At 62.7% G+C, this 23,918-nt stretch carries 19 protein-coding genes; 5 read left to right on the top strand and 14 right to left on the bottom strand.

The annotated features are described in order from the left end of the window. Window positions 1–247: 247 nt before the first annotated feature. The gene (locus EH165_RS05840; protein WP_124798437.1) at window positions 248–2,389 is read left to right on the top strand and encodes a DEAD/DEAH box helicase; all 2,142 of its coding nucleotides are present in this window, start codon (window positions 248–250) and stop codon (window positions 2,387–2,389) included. A 135-nt stretch (window positions 2,390–2,524) separates the two neighbouring features. Beyond that, window positions 2,525–3,244 carry a hypothetical protein gene (locus EH165_RS05835; RefSeq protein ID WP_124798435.1) on the top strand — a complete coding sequence of 240 codons (720 nt, stop codon included), beginning with the start codon at window positions 2,525–2,527 and terminating at the stop codon, window positions 3,242–3,244. 27 nt (window positions 3,245–3,271) lie between these two features. On the opposite strand, the gene EH165_RS05830 is transcribed toward EH165_RS05835, so the two are convergent. The 3 genes from EH165_RS05830 to EH165_RS05820 all read right to left on the bottom strand — a co-directional run bounded on the left by EH165_RS05830 (window position 3,272) and on the right by EH165_RS05820 (window position 6,284). Further along, on the bottom strand, window positions 3,272–4,042 hold the full coding sequence (locus EH165_RS05830; protein WP_124798433.1) for a putative glycolipid-binding domain-containing protein: 771 nt from the start codon (window positions 4,040–4,042) through the stop codon (window positions 3,272–3,274). A 259-nt stretch (window positions 4,043–4,301) separates the two neighbouring features. Beyond that, the gene (gene hisS, locus EH165_RS05825) at window positions 4,302–5,567 is read right to left on the bottom strand and encodes a histidine--tRNA ligase (RefSeq protein WP_124798431.1); all 1,266 of its coding nucleotides are present in this window, start codon (window positions 5,565–5,567) and stop codon (window positions 4,302–4,304) included. A 39-nt stretch (window positions 5,568–5,606) separates the two neighbouring features. After that, entirely contained in the window at window positions 5,607–6,284 is a 678-nt protein-coding gene (locus tag EH165_RS05820) for an MBL fold metallo-hydrolase (protein ID WP_124798430.1), read from the bottom strand. 178 nt (window positions 6,285–6,462) lie between these two features. Between EH165_RS05820 and EH165_RS05815 the strand changes: the two genes are divergently transcribed. Both EH165_RS05815 and EH165_RS16470 read left to right on the top strand, forming a co-directional pair. Further along, window positions 6,463–7,422, top strand: coding sequence for a peptidylprolyl isomerase (locus EH165_RS05815; protein WP_124798428.1), 960 nt, complete (start codon window positions 6,463–6,465; stop codon window positions 7,420–7,422). Window positions 7,423–7,926: 504 nt separating this feature from the next. Continuing rightward, window positions 7,927–9,861, top strand: a complete 1,935-nt coding sequence (locus tag EH165_RS16470; RefSeq protein ID WP_124798426.1) for an HNH endonuclease signature motif containing protein — start codon at window positions 7,927–7,929, stop codon at window positions 9,859–9,861. 230 nt (window positions 9,862–10,091) lie between these two features. On the opposite strand, the gene EH165_RS05805 is transcribed toward EH165_RS16470, so the two are convergent. The 10 genes from EH165_RS05805 to yczE all read right to left on the bottom strand — a co-directional run bounded on the left by EH165_RS05805 (window position 10,092) and on the right by yczE (window position 21,129). Beyond that, window positions 10,092–12,371, bottom strand: a complete 2,280-nt coding sequence (locus EH165_RS05805) for a RelA/SpoT family protein (RefSeq protein WP_422392136.1) — start codon at window positions 12,369–12,371, stop codon at window positions 10,092–10,094. A 192-nt stretch (window positions 12,372–12,563) separates the two neighbouring features. Beyond that, on the bottom strand, window positions 12,564–13,136 hold the full coding sequence (locus tag EH165_RS05800) for an adenine phosphoribosyltransferase (protein WP_124798424.1): 573 nt from the start codon (window positions 13,134–13,136) through the stop codon (window positions 12,564–12,566). Between the two features lie 3 nt (window positions 13,137–13,139). After that, window positions 13,140–14,465, bottom strand: a complete 1,326-nt coding sequence (gene secF, locus EH165_RS05795; protein WP_206426129.1) for a protein translocase subunit SecF — start codon at window positions 14,463–14,465, stop codon at window positions 13,140–13,142. 2 nt (window positions 14,466–14,467) lie between these two features. After that, complete coding sequence (secD, locus tag EH165_RS05790; protein ID WP_124798420.1) at window positions 14,468–16,339, bottom strand: protein translocase subunit SecD; 1,872 nt, start codon at window positions 16,337–16,339, stop codon at window positions 14,468–14,470. A 192-nt stretch (window positions 16,340–16,531) separates the two neighbouring features. Next, window positions 16,532–16,897: a preprotein translocase subunit YajC gene (gene yajC / locus EH165_RS05785; RefSeq protein WP_124798419.1), complete on the bottom strand. Its 366-nt coding sequence runs from the start codon at window positions 16,895–16,897 to the stop codon at window positions 16,532–16,534. 172 nt (window positions 16,898–17,069) lie between these two features. Continuing rightward, complete coding sequence (gene ruvB, locus EH165_RS05780) at window positions 17,070–18,155, bottom strand: Holliday junction branch migration DNA helicase RuvB (RefSeq protein ID WP_124798413.1); 1,086 nt, start codon at window positions 18,153–18,155, stop codon at window positions 17,070–17,072. After that, window positions 18,152–18,769 (bottom strand): Holliday junction branch migration protein RuvA, encoded by a 618-nt coding sequence (gene ruvA, locus EH165_RS05775; protein ID WP_124798412.1) that lies wholly within the window; start codon window positions 18,767–18,769, stop codon window positions 18,152–18,154. The genes ruvB and ruvA overlap by 4 nt, the downstream gene beginning before the upstream one ends. After that, on the bottom strand, window positions 18,766–19,422 hold the full coding sequence (gene ruvC, locus EH165_RS05770) for a crossover junction endodeoxyribonuclease RuvC (RefSeq protein ID WP_124798411.1): 657 nt from the start codon (window positions 19,420–19,422) through the stop codon (window positions 18,766–18,768). The genes ruvA and ruvC overlap by 4 nt, the downstream gene beginning before the upstream one ends. 145 nt (window positions 19,423–19,567) lie before the next feature. Beyond that, a complete protein-coding gene (locus EH165_RS05765; RefSeq protein ID WP_124798410.1) occupies window positions 19,568–20,323 on the bottom strand; it encodes a YebC/PmpR family DNA-binding transcriptional regulator in 756 nt (251 codons plus the stop codon). Window positions 20,324–20,376: 53 nt separating this feature from the next. Further along, complete coding sequence (yczE, locus tag EH165_RS05760; protein ID WP_206426128.1) at window positions 20,377–21,129, bottom strand: membrane protein YczE; 753 nt, start codon at window positions 21,127–21,129, stop codon at window positions 20,377–20,379. A gap of 61 nt (window positions 21,130–21,190) precedes the next feature. Between yczE and yczR the strand changes: the two genes are divergently transcribed. Next, complete coding sequence (yczR, locus tag EH165_RS05755) at window positions 21,191–22,684, top strand: MocR-like transcription factor YczR (protein WP_164479132.1); 1,494 nt, start codon at window positions 21,191–21,193, stop codon at window positions 22,682–22,684. Window positions 22,685–22,699: 15 nt separating this feature from the next. Here the strand turns inward: yczR and EH165_RS05750 are convergent, their stop codons facing one another. Beyond that, on the bottom strand, window positions 22,700–23,854 hold the full coding sequence (locus tag EH165_RS05750; RefSeq protein WP_124798408.1) for a DUF3048 domain-containing protein: 1,155 nt from the start codon (window positions 23,852–23,854) through the stop codon (window positions 22,700–22,702). Between the last annotated feature and the right edge of the window lie 64 nt (window positions 23,855–23,918).

The following is a 23,918-nucleotide window of genomic DNA, read 5'->3' as shown; positions in this document are numbered from 1 at the left end:
GTGTCCCCGAAACACTGGGCTGTTGTCGCCTCGAGCGTTGCGAGCCCATGATGATCGTCCGATACAAGACACAGATCACACTTTTTGGTAACGATTCGGTCCCGTAAACCCTCGACTTTGGGTGCACATCCGGGTTACTCTGAATCGTTCACGGAGTTCGTCGCGACAACACAGCGGCACGGTGCATAGCCAGGTAGACGGCATTCGCGCCAGAGAAACTCCAGCCCTGAAAATGGGCCCATGAGAAATGGCGCAAATGGCGACCCCTGCTGTCCTGTCCGACCCGTCCCACTCCTACAACGAAGCTGATTTGCTCAGCGAAAACCTCTCTGCTGATGAAGTTGAGAACCTCGATGATGTCGTCGACATGGTCGATACCGAAGACGACGACACTGTCGGTTTCGAAAACTTGGGCCTTCCCGCAGCACTGCTGCGAGCAGTCAAGGACCTCGGTTACACCATCCCCTCCGACATTCAGGCTGCCGCCATCCCGGCATTGCTCGCAGGTAGCGACATCACCGGCGTTGCGCAAACCGGCACCGGCAAGACCGCAGCATTCGGTTTGCCGTTGCTCGCGGCAATCGATACGTCTGTGCGCGGCGTTCAGGCCCTTGTCCTGACCCCGACCCGCGAACTTGCCATGCAGGTCAGTGACGCTATCGCTTCGATGGCCGCACACTTGCCCGGCGTCCGCGTCCTCGCCGTCTACGGCGGATCAGCTTTCACCCCGCAGCAGCGTGCGCTGTCCCAGGGTGTCCAGGTAGTTGTCGGTACCCCCGGCCGCATCATTGACCACTTGGAACGTAAGACCCTCAACCTCACAGGCCTGCGTTACCTGGTCTTGGACGAAGCGGATGAAATGCTTCGCATGGGCTTCGCCGAGGACGTTGATCGCATTCTGACCGATGCTCCCAAGGACCGTCAGACAGCGTTGTTCTCCGCAACAATGCCGCCTCCCATCCGCCGGGTTGCCGAGCGCCACATGACGAACCCCATCGATATCGCCGTATCCCGGCAGTCTTCGACGGTGGCCAACGTCCGCCAGACCTACGCCGTGGTGCCTTTCCGGGACAAGGTCGAAGCACTGGCCCGCATCCTCGAAGTTTCCGACGCTGATGCCACCATCGTTTTCACCCGCACCAAGGACGCCGCTGAAACTGTCGGCTCCGAGCTGATTGCCAAGGGCATCTCCGCGGCCACCATCAGCGGCGATGTCGCCCAGCGCGAACGCGAGCGCATCGTTGAGCGTTTGCGCAACGGTCGCCTGGACGTGCTTGTCGCTACCGACGTCGCGGCTCGCGGCCTTGACGTCGACCGCATCGACCTCGTCGTTAACTTCGACGCACCGGGTGAGCCCGAGGCGTACGTGCACCGCATCGGCCGCACCGGCCGTGCAGGGCGCACCGGCGAAGCGCTCACCTTCTTCACCCCGCGGGAGACTTCGCGGCTGAAGGCTATTGAGCGCGCCACCAGGGTCAAGTTGGAAGAAATCAAGCTTCCCTCCCCCGCCGACGTTGCCGTTCAGCGTGCGTCCAAGATTTTGACCAAGGCCGCGGCTCGCGCCGAGGTCGGTCGGTTGGAGACCTATCGCACCGCCGTGGAGACCTTCCTGGCGAACAGCCCGATGACGGCCGGCGACTTGGCAGCCACGTTGGCAGCTCTTGCAGCCGGAGACGACGGGAAGGCCCCCGAGGTCAGAATCTCGGCACCGCACACCCTGACCCGCGAGAAATCGGATCGTGGACAAGGTGGGCGCAGCTTCGACCGCGACCGCGCGCCGCGCGAGCGCTCCTACGCAGACCGCCCGTTCGCTGACCGTAGCCATGGCGAGCGCAGTTATGGCGATCGCCCGGAACGTCCATCGTTTGATCGGCCCCGGTCTGATCGTCCGTCCTTCGATCGTCCAGGCGCTGATCGTCCGTCCTTCGATCGTCCAGGCGCTGATCGTCGCACCAGCCGACCGGCAGGTAAGCGCTACCGCGTCGCAGTTGGTCACAACGACGGCGTTCGCCCCGCTGGCATTGTCGGTGCGATCACCGGTGAGGGTGGCGTCAATGGCCGCGACCTGGGCAAGATCGACATCTACGACAACCACAGCATCGTGGAAATCTCCGCGGATTTGAGCCCGGATGCGTTCTCCCGCATCTCCTCGGCCAAGGTCAGCGGCCGCGAACTGCGGATCCAGGCTGACAATGGCGCACCGTCGACCGAGGCTCCTCGCTCGGCACCCCGCCGCGACAGCTACGATTGCCCGGCTCGCAGCGATAGTGGTGCTCGCAGTGAAGGTGGCTACCGCCGCGACGATCGCAGCGAAGGCTATTCCCGGGCGCAGGCGCCGGCTAGCGGCTCCAAGTGGTCGACCACTCGTCGGCCGGTTCGCTCCAACTGACCTAAGCCTTATTCAGGAGGCGGTGCACACCATCTGGTGTGCACCGCCTCTTGTGTGTTTTGGCCCCTCGGGGGTACTGCAAAAAACAGGGAGCTTCAGGAACACTGGCTCAGCGTTCAGAGGAGACAATCAGCGGTGGAACAGCCTTACACAAACAACGAGCCTGTCGGTGACCCTGCTCAGCAAGTCGATTCCGTGTCGCTTGCAAAGCCTGGGCCGCCGGTTGCTGCGCCGCCGGCGTCTCGGGTAAGACTCGTGGCTGCACGCGCCGATGATGTCAGGATGGCTAGCCTCGGGCATGCTGCCGGCGGCCTCGAAAAAGCAGTGCGGCTCCTTCGCTTTCCCAGCTGGCTGGTGATGATGGCGGCTCTTGTTCCCGCCGGTTTTCTAGGCCTTGTAGCCCTATTTTGCGATGCCCCAGCAAAGTGGATCCTTCTCGTTTTCGCCGCTCTCGTCGTACTTCTGATGCTCGCGTTTCGCCGACGCCGACTCGCCATGATGGCTGCAGTTCAGGACAGGGAAGCGCTGAGAGATGAACTGATGCAGGCGTTCTCAGTCACGTCTGCGTGGAGCAGAGTTCAAGACAAGCTTTCCTCCCTAGCCTTTGGCTCAAATAGAGCCGACCAGCGATCGGGCCCCCGCGCAGCAATGACATTTCTTCGCGGGTGGCGAGCACTGACTGCGATTGCCGCTGAGGCCACCGGTCACTTTGAAGGATTGGACCTGGTTCGCCCGTTCACACCTATCCGGTTACGTGGCACCTGGATGCTTGCGCTCGCCTGTCTCGCGGCTGGGGCCATCACGGCTGCGTTGGCCGGGCTCGTCCTGATAGGTCTCGTACTCCGCCTGCTCTGACCCCAAGCCCCACAGGAGCCTGCTGGGTTAGGCGCTTGCCGCCAAGTCCTGAACACGCCGCGCCACCCCGGAATAGTCGAGAATGTATCCATCCGAGTCCAGCTGCAGGACGCTGACAAAATCGTCGCCGGAATATCGCACTCTGCGAGCGGCTTCCACCCCGTCAGTCCCTACCGAGTTGACACCGCCGACCATCCCGACCGGTCCTCCAGAAGTCGAAATCATTTCAGACGTGTAGGTGCGGCTTACAGCAAAAACTCGGAGTGTGGGCAGCTCTACCCGAGCAACCATCACGTGGAGCCCCCGATCCAATCCGAAGTTTGCGCTCGCGCCTGGCTCACCTGCACCCATGCTGATCCGGCGCAGCGGCAGCGCAGGCGTCATCGGGTTAAAATCCAGGTCGCAATCGGCGACGCCATTCAACACCGCCGCATTGGCCATCCCTGGGGGCGGTAACGGGGCTGCTCCGCTAGCGGACTCACTGGCGACAGTTTCACTCGACCAGGAGCCATCATGGGATCGGCATAGGAAAAGTGACCGGTTGAGCGAACGCCTGTTCGATTCGAGTCCAATGATGCGAACCTCTAAACTTTCTATCACCCAACTCGTGCTCGCGTTGAGGTGCCAGGTCAGTTCGTACTCTTTTGTCGAGCTCTCCCCATACGCGCTGAAGCCAGCGACACTTGCATGCCTCGCATCGACGCCGTGAAGACCGCCCGAAACGCCCCGTTTCACCGTCGCACACTCCCAGCGTCTCTCGACGCCAACAGACTGCCAGTACAGGGTTTTCGTATCCATCCTGGTTTCACTGCAGCTGTCTTTATGTATGTCACTGTCGATGCCCACGAAACTCCTCCTCGGTTTGGCGGAACGAAGCCGACCCTCGCCTGCCACTCACGTAGCAATTGTCGACACCGGTCTATCGCGTCAGCCAGCGTGCACAGTGCAAGCACCGGACGACCTCGAATCAACTGCGGATCGGTCAACTTCGAACCATCTGTATTCGAACAGGTGTACGGTCTTAAGTCAAGAGGGGGAGAAAATGAGACGGACAGGATTAACGCTGGCTGAGCGCCAGCTTCAGGGAGGCGACCACGTCAGTGAGCAAAATGGCCTCTTGATTGCCAGATTCCATCTCCCGCACCACCACCGTGCCCTCAGCCAGCTCACGCTCGCCGAGTACCAAGGTGAACGCGGCACCCGAAGCGTTGGCTGCCTTCATCGAAGCCTTCACGCCCTTGCCGCCATACGCCGAATCGACTCGGATTCCTGCGGCTCTCAACTCGCCAGCCAAGCGGATCATTTCGGCGCGCGCAGCATCACCCATCGGGACACCGTAGACGTCCACCCGAGCCGGGTCTGCCACGGTCAGCCCCTCTGCACGCGCGGCCAACATTGTTCTATCAACGCCGATACCGAAACCAATACCGGAGAGCGCCTGTCCGCCCAGCTCCGCCATCAAACCGTCATACCTGCCTCCACCACCGATCCCGGACTGTGCGCCCAATCCCGGGTGCACAAACTCGAAGGTCGTCTTCGTGTAGTAGTCCAGACCGCGCACCATGCGCGGATTGCGAACGAAGGGCACTTTCAGCGACCGCAGACCCGCCAGCACCGCCTCGAAATGCTCCGAGCTTTCCGTGGAAAGGTTGTCCATCATCAGGGGCGCGTCAACCAACATCTCCCGCACCTGCGGACGCTTGTCGTCCAGCACGCGCAGCGGGTTGAGCTGGGCACGGGTTTTGGTCGCCTCGTCAAGCGGCAGCTTGCCAAGGAATGCTTGCAGCTTTTCGCGGTAGGCCGGGCGCTCGGACGCATCACCCAAGGAGGTGATGTCGAGTCGAAAGTCCTTCAACCCCAACGATCTAAAGCCCTCATCGGCGACGGCGATCACTTCGGCATCCAGCGCGGGATCGTCGACACCAATGGCCTCAATACCGACCTGTTGCAGTTGCCGATAGCGGCCTGCCTGCGGTTGTTCGTATCGGAAGAAGGGCCCGGAGTAGTAAACCTTGACAGGAAGAGCGCCACGGTCCAAGCCGTGTTCGATAACAGCCCGCATCACACCGGCCGTGCCCTCGGGACGCAACGTCACACTTCGGTCACCTTTGTCGGCGAAGGTGTACATCTCTTTGGAAACGACATCGGTCGATTCGCCCACCCCTCGCGCGAAGAGACCGGTGTCTTCGAAAATTGGCAGCTCAATTGGCTGATAGCCGGCCCTGATGGCAGCGTTCTGAAGAGCCTCTCGGACGGCAATAAACTCGCGCGATACTGGCGGAACGTAGTCAGGAACGCCTTTTGGCGCATAAAAATCAGGCATTTCTTTGTCCTTCTGTGTGGTGAGGTAGTCGGCGCGGAATCAAGCCAGATTCGCCAAAAAGGGGTTCTCGGCTCGCTCCGCACCGATGGTGCTGGAGGGGCCGTGGCCAGGCAGGACCATTGCGTCATCTGGCCGAGTCAGCAACTTAGTCTTCAGCGACAACAAGAGCTCATCCATCGAGCCCCCTGGAAGATCCGTCCGGCCGATCGAGCCCTGGAACAGCGTGTCGCCCGTCAGCAGCACCTCGGGGCGCTCCGCCTCTACGTCCGCGTCGAACCGGAACACAACGCCGCCGCCGGTATGTCCTGGGGTGTGATCCACGTGCAAGGTCAACCCTGCCACGCACAGATCTGCGCCAGGGTGCAAGTGACGCAGATCTGCGGGGCGCATGTTGGGCATCAATTGACCCGCCATCATCGCTCTCAACTCCGGCGACAACGACGCCATCGGGTCGTCAAGCATGTATTCGTCTGCGGCGTGAATATAGCCCGGAATGGCCCACTCGGCGCAGACCGCCCCCAGGCTCGCTGCGTGATCAAGGTGCCCATGAGTGAGAACGGCCGCAACAGGTCGCAGCGAGCAGTCGGAAACCAGCTCTTTCACATACGCAAGAGCGCCCTCCCCGGGATCGACAATGACGCACTCCGCGCCTTCGTCGAGGGCGAGCACGTAACAATTGGCCTGCAAGGCTCCTGTGGCAAATCCGGCGATCAACACGTTCTGAGCTTATCGGCAGCCCACCGCTGGATACATCGATCTCGCCGGCTTGAGGCTCGTCCACTCACTCACTTCCCAACTGCGGTGGGGCGAACACACAGGCTCGTCACCTAGACTTTGCCCGAGCTCGTCGCACTTCGTGCCCTGCTCGCCATAATGCTCACAGGAGGACCCACCAGTGTCGACGAACCAACAACGCCGAGAAGCCGCGAAGCGCAAGCTGGAGCATCAGCTCGTTAATCGCTCCGAGCGTTCCCGCTCCAGGCATCAGCGGAACTTGGTGGCAGGCGTCATCGGCGCGGTTGTGGTTGTCGCAGGCGTGATCTGGTTTGCCACTGCGCGGGGAACCTCCGATACGCAGGCCTCTTCGGCGACCACCACCTCTGACGGGGCTTCCGGATCAGCCCCGAAGGCAGCCGCCCCGTGTTCTTACCCGAACTCGACGGAAGGCCCAGTCAAGGCGGTATCGGCTCCGACAAACACGGACCCGGCGGTCACGGGGACTGTGGACGCCACTCTGACACTCGGCTCCGGCGTGATCCCCGTCACCTTGGATCGGGCTTTGGCTCCGTGCGGCGTCAATGCCGTGATTTCACTGGCGACGCAAGGCTTCTACAACGACACCGAATGCTGGCGCCTGACCGACTATGACGACCTCAAGGTTTTGCAATGTGGTGACCCGTCGAAGACTGGGCGAGGCGGACCGGGTTTCCAGTACGCGCTGGAAACAGCTGCACCGGCCGCTGACGCCACCGCCGCTGGGCCTGCCTACGCAGTAGGCACCGTCGCACTGTCAAATGCTGGAGGCGGCGAGAACGGTTCCCAGTTCTTCATCGTTTACGGCGACTCCACCATTGCCAAGGATGCCTTTACCAAGATCGGAACCGTTGACGCTGCAGGGTTGTCGGTGATTTCCGCAATAGCAGAGAAGGGCACGAAGGCTGGTCCCAACGGGTTGAAGGATGCGCCAGCTGAGGCCGTCGAGATCAAAACTTTCGCCGTGCCGGAGGATTCGGTTGTCGCCACTGCCGTTCCGGCACCTACGACGTCGGCTGCCGAATTGTCGGTCGATCCTTCGTTGACCGAGCGGCCCGTCACGTCGGAGCCCGCAGTATCGACGACAAGCTCCTCTGGCTGAGCTGTCACGGGGGCCGATGAAAGCTGCACGCATGCCGCTTTCACCTGCGCTCTCCCCCTTCTGCGCTGGCTTGGCAGCCTCAGGTGACGACGCTGTGGATCTGCGGGTCCTACCAGCGCCCGCGCTGCTGCTCATCTGGTGCTAGCTCGGCTTGTGGCCTGCGTGGGATCGGGTTGTGGACTGCGTGGCATCAACAATGACGCTTTCTCGTCGGCCCCTGCTCGACGCACGCACTGCTCTCATGCACTGCGAAACCCAGGCACTGCGAAACTCAGGCACTGCTCTCATGCACTGCGAACGAACGTGGCGACGAATCACAACATCACGCCAATGAGCGCCCTGCAGATCTCTCTGAGCTCGATTAGTTTCGATCCGGACTTGAATCTGTAGCCTTCGGAGTGCATTCCCTCATCACTCTTATGATGGAAATCATTTCCCGTGTTCAAGAGGTAGAATCGAACATATATTCGACACAGGGGCAATCGTTACCGGGGGGTGACAGACATGCACAGCGGCAACCCAGCACCAGGCGACTTGAACGCCGCACCCGGACCTGAACTGGCCGCCACGCTGCACACCCTCAACCTTCCCAACGCCACCCCCACCGAGCTCATCGACGCCGCCGTCGCACTCAACCGCCTCGCCTCCTGGACCCAAGCCCTCCAGCACAAAGTCCTCCACGAGGCAGCAAAACCCGACCGCGTCACCACCCGCGACGAAGCCATCGACATGCTCGCCGCCCACACCGCATTCAACCTCGAAAAGCTCGAACGCAACCACCCCGAACTGCTCCGCACCAAAATCGAAGAACAATGCCGCCGACTCACCGCCATCCAACTCGCCCCAGCCCTCACCATCGCCAGCATCACCGCGCAAATCAAAGTCGACGCCGCCCACACCATCGTCACCCAACTCCCCGCCACCCTCACCGCACTCACCACCGGAAAAATAGACAGCTACCGCGCCGCCCTCATCGCCGAAGGCACCGCCACCCTCAGCCCCACCCACAAACGCACCGCCGAAAACCACCTCCTCGCCACCGGCACCCAACTCCCACCGGCGAAACTACGACACCTCATCGACCGCATCGTCATCAACCTCGACCCCCACACCGCCGAAACTCTCTACGAACAAGCCAGCCATAACCGCACCATCGGCATCACACCCGACAAATACGGCCTCGCCAAGTTCTGGGCACTCCTACCCGCCCAAGACGCCGCCACCGCCTACCACCTCATCAACACCCTCGCCGATCACAATTACAGCCACGAACGCACCCACACCACCACCACCAGCAACGTGAGCGACGGTGCCGACACGCCGGCCACCCCCCTGCGCGGCATCGGCGAACACCGCGCAGACGCATTCAGCGACCTCATCAACCACATCGCCGACACCGGCACCATCAACCTCCTCCCCTTCACCACCCAAACCCCACCAACCCCAAAACCAAAGACAACAACACCGACCGGTGAAACCGACAGCACCACAACAGATCTGCAGGCGACAGGTCAGCAGGCAAGGACCGAACGAGAAACACCTCGGAAAAAACCCACCGAATCTGGCCCAGCGCCGAACCCCACACCCGCCGCCAACCTTGAGCCCAAACCAAGACCTGTCTCGCAAACCGGCACCGAATCAAATCAGCGCAAAAAGACCAGATCAACCGCCCCAGCCACACCAGCACCAACCCCACCAGCACCAACCCCCGCCACACCAATCCCAGCCCCATCAGCCCCAGACCCGACCCCGAATCCTGGGACAGCCACGCCCATATGGCGACCACTACGACCACCACCGTCCCTACAGATCACCCTCAACCTCGACACCCTCGCTGCCTTGGCAAACAACCCAGGACACCTCGACAACTACGGCTACCTCCCCGCTGGAATGTCCAGAGCCATCGCCGCATCAGCAGCCACCATCACCGTCCTCGCACTCAACAACTGCGGCACCCTCCTCGACCTCGGCCGCACCGTCAGATACCCGACCACCACAGTCGACAAATTCATCAAAACCCGAGACCACACCTGCCGCTACCCCGGATGCAACCGCAAAGCCACCAAAAACGACATCGACCACCAAAAGCCATGGACCCCCACCAATGACAACGGCGGCCCCACCTGCCCCTGCAACCTCGCCAGCCTCTGCCGAACCCATCACCTCACCAAACACCGCACCACCCACACCGTCCAACACCAACACGACCACACCCTGAACTGGACCACCCCCACCGGACACACCCACACCAGCCACCCCCACGACTGGAACACCACCCTCCCCAACACACTGCCCCTGCACGCCAAAAGTGCCAACGCAGCTACTGACGAGCGTGGAGCCGAAGCGGAGGCGACCATCGTCGGGACCAAACCGGTGAGTGAGGAACAGTCCACACAGCACCAACTCGCAAAGTGTGAATATGACCTCCCGCCATTCTGACGGGAGGTGGTTATCCGGAGCTGGCGTATGCCGCTGATTCCCGAAGCTCACAGGGCAGGTCATCCATAACCGTCACGCCAGCGCGGATTAACCAGAAATCGCAGGTCAGAAGTCGAGGGTCACGACCAGCGGCACTGCACCAGCAGCAACCCGCTATCTATTCCTCATCAAGAAAACATCACTGCCGCTCTAGCCACGACACGAGACCACGCATTCAGGCATTCACGCCTTTAGGCGTTGGTGACCCGGTACACGTCGTAGACGCCCTCGACCCCGCGGACGGCTCGCAAGAGATGGCCCAAATGTTTGGGATCGGCCATCTCGAAGGAGAACTTGGTGATCGCCATCCGGTCCTTCGTCATCTGAAGGTTCGCAGACAGGATGTTGACTTTCTCATCCGCCAAAGTCTTGGTGATATCGGAAAGCAACCGGTGCCGATCGAGGGCCTCCACCTGGATGGCCACCAAGAACACAGAGGCCGAACTAGGGTCCCATTCAACCGGGATCAGCCTCTCGGGCGCGCCCTGCAAGAACTCGGCGTTGGTGCAATCCTCGCGGTGAACCGACACCGCTCCACTTTTGGTGATATAGCCCAAGATCTCGTCGCCGGGCACCGGGGTGCAACACCGAGCAAGCTTGACCTGCAAGTCGGATACACCCTTGACGAGCACGCCGGCATCCCCGACGGCAGTGCTGCGACGCGGGCGCAGCGGCGCCGACCTTTCGGCCATTTCTTCGCCGGCCTCTTCGGCCCCGCCGTGCATTGACACAACCTTGGAAACGACAGTGGTTGCTGCTACGTGACTTTCGCCAACTGCAGCGTAAAGCGCCGCGATATCGCGGTAGCCCAACTCATGAGCAACAGCCGCGAGGCTGTCGTGGGAAATCATTCGCTGTACCGGCAACCCAGCGCGCCGGAAGGCTTTGGTGATGCCTTCTTTGCCAGCCTCAATCGCTTCGTCGCGGCGTTCCTTGGCAAAGTACTGCCGAATCTTATTCTTCGCTCGCGAGGAGACGACGAAGTTCAGCCAATCCCTGCTCGGTCCGGCACCGACGGCCTTCGATGTAAAAATTTCGACGATCTGCCCGTTGTCGAGAGTGCGCTCCAACGCCACCAACCGGCCATTGACCTTGGCGCCGATGCACCTGTTGCCGACTTCGGTGTGGACGGCATACGCCAAGTCCACAGGTGTCGAATCGGCGGGCAACGTGATGATGTCGCCCTTGGGAGTGAAGACGAAGATCTCGCGGGACGCCATTTCGTAGCGCAGGTTGTCAAGGAACTCCCCCGGGTCGCCCGCCTCCCGCTGCCAATCGAGCAGCTGTCGCATCCATGCCATCTCGTCGACACCAGCGGCGCCGCCCTGATGGGTGCCTCGAGTCTCCTTGTACCGCCAGTGCGAAGCAATCCCGTATTCGGCTGTGTGGTGCATTTCGTGTGTCCGGATCTGCACCTCCAGCGGCTTGCCGCCGGGGCCGATCACCGTGGTGTGCAGCGATTGATACACCCCGTACCGAGGTTGCGCGATGTAGTCCTTGAACCGCCCCGGCATGGGCTGCCACAGCGCGTGCACCACCCCCATGGCCGCGTAACATTCCCGCAGCGATCCAACCAGAATTCGGACCGCAACGAGGTCGTGGATCTCGTCGAAGTCGCGGCCGCGGACCTGCATTTTCTGGTAAATCGAGTAGTAGTGCTTTTCGCGGCCTACGATCTCCGCGGTGATCTTTGCGGTACTCATCTCCATCGACAGCTGCGAGGTCACGGTCGCTAGATACGTATCCCGCGACGGCGCACGATCAGCAACAAGTCGGACAATTTCGCCATAGCGTTTCGGGTGCAGGATCGCGAACGCTAGATCCTCCAATTCCCACTTGATGGTGGCCATCCCGAGCCGATGCGCCAGCGGCGCTAACACTTCCAGGGTCTCGCGAGCCTTCTTCGCCTGCTTCTCCGGTGCCAGAAATCGCATCGTCCGCATGTTGTGCAGGCGGTCAGCGAGTTTGATGACGAGGACCCTGGGATCCCGCGCCATGGCGATCACCATCTTGCGAATGGTTTCTGCTTCGGCTGCCTCACCGAAGTTGACCTTGTCCAGCTTGGTCACCCCGTCGACCAAATGCGCTATTTCAGCGGAGAAGTCCGCCGTCACCTGCTCGAGGCTGTACGGCGTGTCCTCCACCGTGTCATGCAGCAACGCCGCCACCACAGTCGTGGTGTCCATGCCCAGGTCGGCCAAAATGGTTGCTACCGCGAGAGGGTGGGTGATGTAAGGGTCGCCCGACTTCCGGAACTGACCGTTGTGCGCCTCATCTGCAACTTCGTAAGCCCGTTGGAGCAGCTTCAGATCAGCTTTTGGGTGGTAGGACCGATGCACCGCAAACAAGGGTTCCAAGACCGTAGTCGGACCGGAAGCCAGTCGCTGGCCGCTCATCCGGCGGGTGAGTCGGTTTCGCACCCGCCGCGTGGCAGAGATGGTCTCAGGAGTTGCCGGTACAGGCTCAGGCATCACCGGGTCCGCGCCGACATCGGCGCCATCCAGCATGGTCTTTTCCACGCCCGCGACGTCTGAACTCAACGGGCCCTCCCTCTGTTACGCGCTAGACCGGATCGCGCCGCACAGACTCAGGCTACGGCGGGGTTGGCTACGGCTAATCATAGTCGCCGGGCGTTACGGCCGGATGACGATAGTGGGCAGCGGCTACAGCGCACAGATGGCGACCACCGGAGCGTCCGTGGCGGCCTCCACCCGGGCGCGTCCGCCTAGGTCGACGAGTTCCATCACGACAGCAACACCAGCAATCCTCGCGCCTGCCTGGATCAGCAGCGAACAGGCGGCCGCGGCGGTTCCCCCGGTCGCAAGGACGTCATCGACGACCAGAACACGGGCGCCAGCGGGGACGTCGTCGGGATGCAACTCGAGTCGACCCGTCCCGTACTCGAGTGAGTAGTCCTTCCCGATGACGGCGCCGGCGAGTTTGCCAGCCTTGCGGATTGCAAGTACCCCGCAGCCTGTGTGCACTGCAACAGCCGCGCCCAACAAGAACCCGCGGGCATCGAGGCCGGCGACGAGGTCGAAGGGTTGAGTCACGGCTACCGAGAGTGCCTGAGTCACCGCCATCAGCCCCCCAGGGTCGGCCAGGACCGGAGTGATGTCACGAAACACCACACCGGCGCTGGGAAAATCCGACACCACACGCGTCAGCTGCTCGAGAGCGGTGACGGCAGAGCCCAACAGCTCCGCGCGCGTGGGAGCTGGGCTGCTATGCGTCATAGGTCAGCGAGATCGTTTGCCAGCGGGACGTTGTCCCTTGCCGCTGGGCCGCTGCGGCTTGACGCCGGGTCGAGGTGCCTGGCCCGACTGGAGCGGAGCTGTTTTCGTGGACGCCGCGGTAGGGGTACCAGCCGCTGCACCCGAATCCGTTTCGCGCTCCAGCAGCGCTACCGAGCCTGCCGCCGGACCGCTGGCGGACTTCGCGCCTGTGGAGTGCGCTTTCGCCGGCACCGCTACCCGGCCAATGAGGTCGCCGTCAGCATCAACGACGAGTCCCTCCGACTTGCGCTTGGCAGCCACCCGAGCGGTGTGCGCCTTGATCAACGGGTCACGCATTTTCAGGTCAACGGCCAACGGGACGGCGATAAAGACCGAGGAGTAACCAGACACGATCATGCCGACGAGTTGCACCAGCGCGAGGTCCTTCAAGGTTCCAGAGCCCAGAATCACTACGCCCGCGACCAGCAGACCGCCGACGGGCAGCAGCGCGATGATGGTGGTGTTGATCGACCGCATCAAGGTTTGGTTGATCGCCAGGTTCGACGCTTCCAAATAGTTGCGGCGGATCAGGCTGGTAAGGCCCTTGGTGTTCTCCTGCACCTTGTCGTACACGACAACGGTGTCATACAGGGAGAACCCGAGGATCGTCAGCAGACCGATCACGGTTGCCGGCGTGACCTCGAAGCCGACCAATGCGTACACACCGGCGGTGACGAGCAAATCGTGAAGGACAGAGACAACGGCCCCGACGGCCACGCGCTTCTCGTACCTGATCCAGAGGAACAGCGAGACGACCACAAGGAACACGATGAGAGCGATCAACGCTCGCTGCGAGATCTCGCCGCCCCAGGTCTCGGAGACGGCTGAATCTGACACCTGATTTTCGGCGATTCCGAAGGAGGCGGTCAGAGCTTGTTTTACCGCCACGATTTGATCAGCTGACAGCGTCTTGACGCGGACCTGAATCACCGAGGCAGTGCCGGTGCCCACGGTCTGCACGGTGGCATCTTTGATACCAACGCTATCGGCGACGAGATCGGTGACCTGCTGGGTGGTCGTGGAATTTCCGGGTGGGAACTGCAGCTTGGTGCCGCCCTCAAAATCAATGCCGAGGTTGAATCCTCGCACCAGGATCAGCAAAATCGCCAGAGCTGCCATGGCGACTCCGATGATGTAGTAATAACGCCGCTTGCCCAAGATATTGAAAGCGCCGGTGCCCGTCGAAAGCCGGGCGATGAACCCCACCGGTAAAGGAGCGGGGCCGGTGGCTCTCACCTCTGAACCGGCGGAGGTGATACTGAAGTCCTCCTTGGTGGGATCGATACCCATGATCAGGCCTCCTTCTTGACGAGCTTGGATTGGTTGACGCGCAACCGGTTACCGGCTGCAGCGACCGCGCCAAGGCCAGACCACCGCGGTGAAGCGAAGATCTTGTTGCCGGAGGCAAGCGCCACCAGCGGGTGCGTTACCAAGAACACGACCACCAGGTCGAGGACTGTGGACAGCCCGAGGGTGAAGGCGAAGCCCTTGACCTCACCGACCGCCAATGCGTACAAGATCGCCGCTGCAAGGAACGAGACGGCATCCGCGGAAAGAATGGTCCGCTTTGCCCTGGCCCACCCGCGAGGCACCGCGGAGCGGAACGTCCGCCCCTCCCGGACTTCGTCTTTTATTCGCTCAAAATAAACGACAAACGAGTCAGCGGTGATACCAATCGCGATGATCAACCCAGCGACACCGGACATATCCAGTGCCAGACCAATCCAACGGCCCAGCAGGACCAGAACCGCGTACACCAGCCCGAATGAGAGCAGCAACGAAAGGATGGTGATGACGCCCAGCAGGCGGTAGTAGATCAGGCAGTACAGCACCACAAGCAGCAAACCGATACCGCCAGCGATCAAGCCAGCTTTCAGATACTCGAGCCCGAGCTCGGCGGAAACGCTGTCGGATGATGACCGTTCGAATGCCAGCGGGAGCGCGCCGTACTTCAGCGAGTTCGCCAAGTCGACGGCCTCGGCTTGTGTGAAGCTGCCGGTGATGGCGGTGGCAGTGGTGATGGCGCTGTTAATTCGGGGTGCCACCACGATGCGGCCGTCGAGGGCGAACGCAACCTGCTTGCCGATGTTGGCGGTGGTGTAAGCGGCCCAGTTGTTGAAGCCCGTGGTCTTGAAGTCAAGGCTGACTGTCCAGCCGTCTACCGGGCTCAGGGACGAAGTAGCCGACTTGATTTCGCTACCCGGGATGATGGTGGCCTGCAGCAGGTAAATGTAGACGCCTTTGGAGTCGCAGGCGATCAGCGGCTTCGCAGGATCATCGATTCCTTCGTAGGGCGCCAGCTGCTCACACGACAAGCCGCCGGATTGAATAGCTGTGGTCGCCGCAGTGATCCAGGGAGCCCAGTCGCCGGCTACCGAACTTGCGGGTTGCGTGGGGTTGTTCGGATCGCCGCCGACAGGCAAGTCCACGGACTTGGGAGCGGCGGCGGCTTCGGTACCGGTTGCCACAGGAGCGCTGGCCCCAGCGGCGTCGGTGCCAGCGGCGCCAGAAGTGACAGCGGCGCCAGAAGTGACAGCGGCGCCAGTGCCAGAAGTGACAGCTGCATCAGACGGAACTGCGCCGCTTTCGCTGGTCCGGGCGGCCATGTAGGGGTTGCGCAAGCCCTGGCTGCTGGGCGCTGCGGTCTCTGCAGGGGCGCTGGTGGTGGCGGGTGCGCTCGCGGGGTCCGATCCGACGGTGGCTGCGCCCGAAACATCGGCCGACGCAGGTGCCTGAGTCCCGGGTGCAGTTGCGCCAGCACTGGCCTGAGCCTGCTGAGCGAAGCTGGCCGAGAGGCCCTGCCCGACGACCGGACGGAAGTTGAGCTGCGCGCTACGCGTCAGGTTGCTCAGATCCTCGGTGCCGGGAACGGTCACCACGAGTTGGTTGGCGCCGTCTATCTGGACCTGCGCGCCGGCCACACCGGAGCCATTGACGCGGCGCTCGAGGATATCCCGAGCCAAGGCCATCGAGTTGCGATCCGGGGTGGTCTTATCACCGGTCTGCGCGGTCAGAATGATCCGCGTTCCGCCCTGGAGATCAATTCCCAGCTTGGGGGAATTGGATCCAGCTGTGAAGAAAACCAATGAATATAGACCAAGGGTGATCACGATGAAGCTCATGATCAGTCGCCATGGTCGGAACTGCCCGGCCGGTGTTGCCACGTTTCGTCTATCTCCTCATGACACGCACAGTTGGCTCCCCGGCCGCATTGCAGGCCGGGCCACCATACTTACGCTGGTATCCGGGTGAAGGTGTCGCCCGTTTTGAATACATTTTGCACAGCTGAATCCACCATCTCGCATCGTCGACGGCGTCGGGAAGGCAAGAAACTGGACAGGTACCGATCGGGAAGTTTAGCCGAGGTCTTTCTTCCGCAGATCCACATTGGTCTGGTCGGAATCGGTGTCGTCGCCCAGGTCGGCGTAATCGTCCTCGAAGCCGTCCAGCGGCTCATCGAGGACCGGCACGACAACTTCACGAATTGCAGCTTTGATCCACGTGGTGCGGACGCCGGGGGCAATTTCCAGCTCGACGGTGTCGTCAGCCATCGCGGTGACCGTTGCGTGCAAACCGGAGGTGGTCATGATGCGGGTGCCGGGGACGATCGAGTCCTTCATGGCCTTGTCGTCGGCAAGCATCTTCTTGCGCTTCTTGGAGGAGAAGTACATCACCACCACGAGCGCGCCGATCAGGATGATTGGCAGCAAAAGTTGGTCCATCTCGTTACCTCTTTCGGTGGTGCCTCGCGGCACCTTCGGTTCGAACGTGTTGCTGGGCTATGAGTGCCGGTCAGAGCGCACGCACGCGTGGCTCTCCGGAGTATTTTGAGAGCATGCTGTCCGCCCAGATCAGGGCATACGAGTCTGAGAGTACCGGACGCACATGTCGGAATTAGTCAGTAAAGAGCGGTGTCGGGGCGAAGGCGCCGGTGTCCGGGCTCAGGCCGAGGTGTTCCCAGGCTCTGGATGTTGCTACCCGGCCGCGCGGGGTTCTCGCCAGCATTCCCACCCGCACGAGGAAGGGCTCGCACACTTCTTCTACCGTGGTCGGCTCCTCACCGACCGCGACGGCCAGCGTGGTCAGGCCCACGGGCCCCCCGCCGAAGGATTCGCACAGCACCCGCAGGACCGCACGGTCGAGTCGGTCCAGCCCGAGTTCGTCTACGTCGTAGACCTTGAGTGCCTGACGGGCGATATCGACGGTGACGGCGCCGTCTGATCGGACCTCGGCGAAGTCGCGGACGCGCCGCAGCAGGCGGTTGGCGATGCGAGGGGTTCCTCGCGAGCGACGCGCAATTTCCTCCGCGCCCGCGGCCCGAAGGTCGACGCCGAGGATGACGGCGGAGCGAGTGATGATGTGCTGTAACTCTTCCGGCGAGTAGAACTCCATATGGGCGGTGAACCCAAACCGGTCACGCAGGGGCGAGGTCAGTTGCCCGGAGCGGGTTGTTGCGCCGACCAGGGTGAACGGCGCGATCTCGAGCGGGATCGAGGTAGCACCGGGGCCCTTCCCGACGATGACGTCCACTCGGAAATCCTCCATCGCCAGGTAGAGCATTTCTTCTGCGGGGCGGGCGATCCGGTGGATTTCGTCGATGAACAGGACGTCACCTTCCACCAGGTTCGACAGCATCGCCGCCAGGTCGCCGGCTCGCTCCAGCGCCGGCCCCGAGGTGATCCGCAACGAAGTACCCAACTCGGCGGCGATGATCATTGCCAGCGAGGTCTTGCCCAGCCCGGGCGGACCTGCGAGGAGAACGTGGTCGGGTACTGCGCCGCGCTGCTTCGCGCCGGAAAGCACCAGCTCCAATTGTTCGCGTACCCGGTGCTGCCCCACGAACTCCCGGAGATTCTTTGGCCTCAAGGAGCTTTCAAGTTCGTCGCCGGGGATTTCGTCGGGGACCACGACAGAAGTGTCGGCGTGCGGGTCTAGATCGGGTTCGTGAAATTCGGACCGGAACTCCGGAATATCCGTCATCGGGAACGCCCCAGCAACGCCAAAGCGCGACGGAGCAATACGCCGACGTCACCGGAAACGACTGCGGCATCGGTGGTTTCGGCAGCAATTGACTCGACGGCGTCACTTGCTTGCTTCGCGCTCCAGCCGAGCCCCACCAAAGCCTCGGTCAGTTTGTCGGTCCAGCCCAACCCGGAGCCCGCGGAGAGCGAGGTCGCGCCTCCTGCAGTGGCGAGGCGGCCGACCTTGTCGCGCAGTTCCAGCACTAAGCGCTCCGCACCCTTGGTGCCGATGCCCGGCGCTCTGGTCAAACGTTTGACATCACCCGTCCCCAGCGCTTGGATCAGCTCGTCCGGCGGGAAAACGGCGAGCAACGCCATCGCAATTTTGGGACCGACGCCGGACACTGACTGCACCAATTCGAAGAGGTCGCGCGCATCGTCGGCGGCGAAACCGTAGAGGGTGAGCGAATCTTCGCGCACCACCAGCGTGGTCGCGAGGTAGGCTTCGGTCCCCCGCTTCAGGGTTGCCAGCGTCGCGGGGGTGGCGCGGACCGACATTCCGACGCCGCCCACTTCGATCACCACCCTGTCCAATGAGATGCCTTGGACCGTGCCGCGTAAAGACGAAATCACCGTAACCCTGCCTTCTTCGTTTCTGCCTGCAGCGCCGCTCGGCGACGGGCAAGCGCGATGGGTGCTTGCTTGCGCGCCTCGCGCTCCGCGAGCTCCCACCGGGACGGCGGCGCGCCCGCGGCTTTAGCCTCGGCCGCGGCGATCTTGCCCGTCTGCTGGACGGCAGCCAACCGTCCGATCAGCGGCGACCGCATCAGGTGACACATGGCTAATGCCAACGCATCCGCAGCGTCAGCCGGCTTGGGCGCTGCCGTCAAGCGTAATAATTTGGTGATCATAAACGTGACCTGCGCCTTGTCGGCGACGCCACTTCCGGTGACGGCGGCCTTCACCTCGCTGGGCGTGTGCCAAGCGACCGGGATTCCGCGCCGAGCGGCAGCCAGCGCCACCACGCCGGTGGCCTGCGCTACCCCGATCACCGTCAGCACATTCTGTTGGCTGAAGACGCGCTCGATGGCGACCGCATCCGGCCGGTGGAGGTCCATCGCGGCCTCGACATGGGAGGCAACAGACAGCAGCCGGTGCGCGAGATCCGAGCCCGATGGCGTCCGCGCGACGCTGACGTCAATGAGCTTCCAGCGTCTGCCCAGACCCTCATCGACCACGCCCACCCCGCACCTGGTCAGCCCGGGATCCACGCCGAGCACGCGCATGGGCCGGACCTCCAGTACTGATTGCCGAGCAGTTTCAAGCGAACGGATGACCCGAACAGGTGTACGTGTTAGGACGCTACCGGCAAGCACCGACAGCTGGCCGCAGCGCCACGCCGGGTTGGCGCGGCGGATGGCCGGGCCCCGCTCAGTCCTCTTCGAGCGCCGCGCCCACCTCGTCGGAGATGTCAACGTTGGTGTAGACGTTTTGCACGTCGTCAAGGTCTTCAATGGCGTCCACTAATCGCAGGACCTTGCGGGCCGCCTCCACATCCACCGCCACGTGGAGTGTGGGGATGAAGGTGAGATCGACGGAGTCATATTCCATGCCCGCTTCGATCAGCGCGGCGCGGACAGCAGAGAGGTCAGTGGTCTCGGCCAGCACCTCAAAGGTGTCACCCTGGTCGATCACTTCTTCGGCGCCGGCGTCCAGTACCGCCATCAGAAGGTCGTCCTCACTGAGGTCGCCCTTGGGCAGGACAATGCTGCCCTTGCGGTTGAAAAGGTAGGACACCGAACCGATTTCGGCCATATTGCCACCGTTGCGCGTAACGGCGACACGAACTTCGGAGGCTGCCCGGTTACGGTTCTCGGTGAGGCACTCGATCATGATCGCGACCCCGCTCGGACCGTAGCCCTCGTAGGTGATGGCGGTGTATTCGACGCCGCCGCCGTCGGCGCCCGAGCCTCGCTTGACGGCGCGGTCGATGTTGTCTTTGGGAACAGACTCTTTCTTCGCGCGCGCGACCGCGTCGAACAACGTGGGGTTGCCGTTAACATCGCCGCCGCCGGAACGAGCCGCCACCTCGATATTCTTGATCAGCTTGGCGAAGTTTTTACTCCGCTTGGCGTCCTTGGCTGCCTTCTGGTGCTTGGTGGTTGCCCACTTTGAGTGGCCGCTCATAGCGCTGATGCCCCTTTAGATCGAGATGCCGACCTTATGGCCGAGGGTTGATTCTATCGGGACTCCGGGGCACCCGCGCGCGGCTGCTCCGGGCCAGCCCCAGCGGGTTCAGTTGCAGGGGGTCGCGGTTTAATGTGGAAGATCGGCATCATCCAGTGCAGGCAGGGCCCGATCGTTGCGGCGTAGAGAACGGTGCCGACGAAGACGGTGCCGCCGAGTAACCAGCCGATCAGCAACACGGTGCCCTCGAGGCAACTTCGGACGACGAACACCGATCCGACTCCGCGCCGCACGAGCCCCGTCATCAGCCCATCACGCGGGCCCGGTCCCAACCCGGCGCCGATGTATAGGGCGCCAGCGAGAGCGTTGGCTCCGATGGCCAGGACCATAGCCGCGATCCCCCATGCCACCTGGTGAATGACGGGAAAGAGCCACAGGCCCAAGTCGGTAGCGGCTCCGACCACGAACGCGTTCGCGACGGTGCCGATGCCGGGCTTTTGTTTGAGCGGTATCCAGAGCAGCAGCACGACGAGGGAGACGGCAATGACGACCACACCGAAACTCACCGGTACACGTTTGGCCACACCTTGATGGAATACATCCCATGGGCCGAGGCCAAGGCTGGATTGGATCATGAGCGCCATCGATAGCCCGTACAGCAGAAGACCGACCGAGAGTTGTCCAAACCTTCGCACCAGCTGATCGCGGGGAATGGGTTGCACGGCGCGAAAGATACCGCGGTGGACGAAATATGAGGGTTCGGGTGCGGGCTGCGCGTGTGCAGCTCGAGGTAATTGGCCTGTCATATTCGCTATTTTGATCAAAAGTGGCCTGGACAGCCAGTGCCAATTACGGGAAAGTGGACTGATGTCGATGCCACAGTTGCGCATTTCCGCGCCAAGCCTTGTTCGCCAGGTCAGCGTCGGCGTCACTCCCGATCGGCTCGCCGACGACCTGTCGCGCGTGGGCCCGAGCTACCGAGAGCTGGCGCGGCGCATTCGATCGGCACTTCTTGAGGGCAGGCTCGCGGTGTCCACCGGGCTCCCCAGCGAGCGCGAACTTGCCACCGCCGCGGGCCTGTCGCGCACTACGGTGGCGGCTGCCTACGGGTTGCTACGCGATGACGGCTGGCTGAGCAGTGTGCGCGGATCCGGTAGCCGGCTCACGTTCCCCGCCGATACGAAATCGGCTGGCGCGTGGGCGATTGGCGGAAAAATCGCGACGGATGACTCGGGCGCCATCGACCTGACCACCGCATCCTCCCCAGCACCGGCGGACGAAATTCTCACCGCCGTTGCCGCCGCCGCCCAGCAATTGCCTGCGCTGCTCCGAGCTGACGGCTACCACCCCTTGGGCCTGCGGCAGCTTCGTGAAGGGATCGCCCGCCGCTACACCGACGCTCATCTGCCCACCAGCGCAGACGAAATACTGATCACCAACGGCGCGCAGCACGCGTGGTCGCTGATTCTGGCGACGCTGTCCGCTCCCGGCGACCGGGTGCTGCTGGAGTGCCCGACCTATCCGCTCGCCTTGGACGCCGTCCGCGCGGCGCGCCGGGTTCCGGTACCGATCCCCGTGCGTGCGGACCCGTCACACGCGTGGGATATCGACCTGATCGCGGCGTCCCTGCGGCAGGCAAGCCCGCGGCTGGCGTACCTGATCCCCGACTTTCACAATCCGACCGGCGCACTGATGGATGCGGACACTAGGGCACGTGTGATCGCAGCGTGTGCGGGCACGTCAACGCTGCTGGTGGTCGATGAGTCGCTGCGCGAAGTCCCGTTCCCGAGCACCGGAGAGTTGCCGCCGCCCCTGGCCGCCTTCGATGACGCCAGCCGCGTGCTCACAATCGGTTCGATCTCCAAATCGCTGTGGGGCGGGCTTCGGGTCGGGTGGATCCGCACCACCCGGACGCTGGTCAACAGGCTCGGCGAGGCGCGCTCGCTCGGCGACATGGCCGGGTCGGTTCTGGATCAGCTTGTGGTTCTCGCCATCCTCGAAAACCCAGGCACCGCAATGCTTTCTCAAGCAACGAGGCTGGCGGCGGGGTGCGCGGCACTGTTGGAGGCACTGGCGGAACATCTACCGAAGTGGACCCCGACCACGCCCAGCGGTGGGGCGTCATTGTGGGTCGAACTTCCCGGGCCCTATGCCAGCGAACTGGCCAGGATGGCCCCCGGCGTCGGAGTGCACATCGTTCCGGGACCACGGTTCGGACCAGACGGAACCATGGACTCCTACCTTCGCTTGCCGTTCACCGCCGCGCCCGAGCAACTGACGGCAGCCGTCATCCGGCTTGCGAGTATCGACGCTGCGGCCGCGGCGGCCCGGCCCGGCATCCCCGAACGCTGGATGACCTGATCCCCGGCCGGCGCCCTAGCCCTCCGAAACGGAAGAGTTCTGCGGCGCCAACATCACCCAGGTCTTGCCCGGCTTGAACAGGACGGGCGCGCCGGCGCCATCGAGGTAGCTGGTGGCGCCGTCGAGTTCGGTGCGGCTCCACGTTCCGTCGATAGCCTTGCCGTCGCGATACAGCGTGAAGGTGCCCGAGCCGACGGTGTCGGTCTTGTACGAGGGGCTTCCATTGGTATCGACGACGCCGTCCGGCTGGTTTTGGACGTTCTGCACGAGCAGATTGACGGGCGCGATGGTGGCGCCGTCGTTACCGTCCACTGACACCTTGTCCTTGCGGATGTACTGGTAGGCGCCGTCGTTGTAGGTGAATTTGATGGTCCTACTCATGCTGACTGCCAGGCTGGTGACGTCGCGCCCGGCGGCCATGGCCGGGTAGTCGGCGCCGAAGGTGAAGCCAATGTTGTTGGGTTGGCTGATATCCGGAATCGAGGTGGAGATTTGTGCCAAGTTCGCGTGCAAGTTGTACGAGCCGGACGCGACCGACGAGCGCCAGTAGGCCCCGCCGATGGCGCCTTGGGACGCGTCAATGACGGGTGATTCCCGCAGAGCCTGGACGGGAACTCCCGAACCGCCGGAGAACACCAACGCGGGTTTTCCCAGCGGCCGCAACAGTTCGGCGTCGGTGGTTCGAACGCTGCGGACTGGGCCGACCTCTTCGGGCAGGGTGCTGTGGAACACGGCAACGAGCCTGGTGAGACCGCCTTCGACTTGTTCGACGTAGACGATGTCGGCTGCGGAGGTGCCATATTGCAGCCCGCCGAAGTCGGTGTTGTCGATCTTGACCGCGAGCACCGGGTTAGCGGAGAAATCTAAGCCGGTCAGAGGGTTGATCGGTGCGGGGGCCGCGGGTGGTGCCGGAGCAGGCTCCGGCGTGGACTCCGGAACCGGGGTGGGGGTAGGGGTGGGCGTCGTCGTCGTGGAGGTGGTCTTTGGAGTGGTCTTCGTGGTGCTCGACGTGGAAACAGTGCTGGGCGCCGCGCTGGATTCGACGGCGACGTCGGCGGAGCCACAGGCTGCCAGCACCGTCCCTGCCAGCACCGTCATTGCCACCACTGACGCGGCAAAACCAGCGAGCTTCGGGGCGCGTCTGGAAAATGTCCGCTGGGACGGGGACAACCTTGAAGTCAACAACGTGAGATACCTCCACTGCTCATGTGCTGCGCGTAAATTTTGCTACGTC

Source organism: Nakamurella antarctica (assembly GCF_003860405.1).
Taxonomy (GTDB): domain Bacteria; phylum Actinomycetota; class Actinomycetes; order Mycobacteriales; family Nakamurellaceae; genus Nakamurella; species Nakamurella antarctica.
The sequence above is the reverse complement of the archived record's forward strand: the minus strand, read 5'-3'. Positions and strand labels throughout refer to the sequence as shown.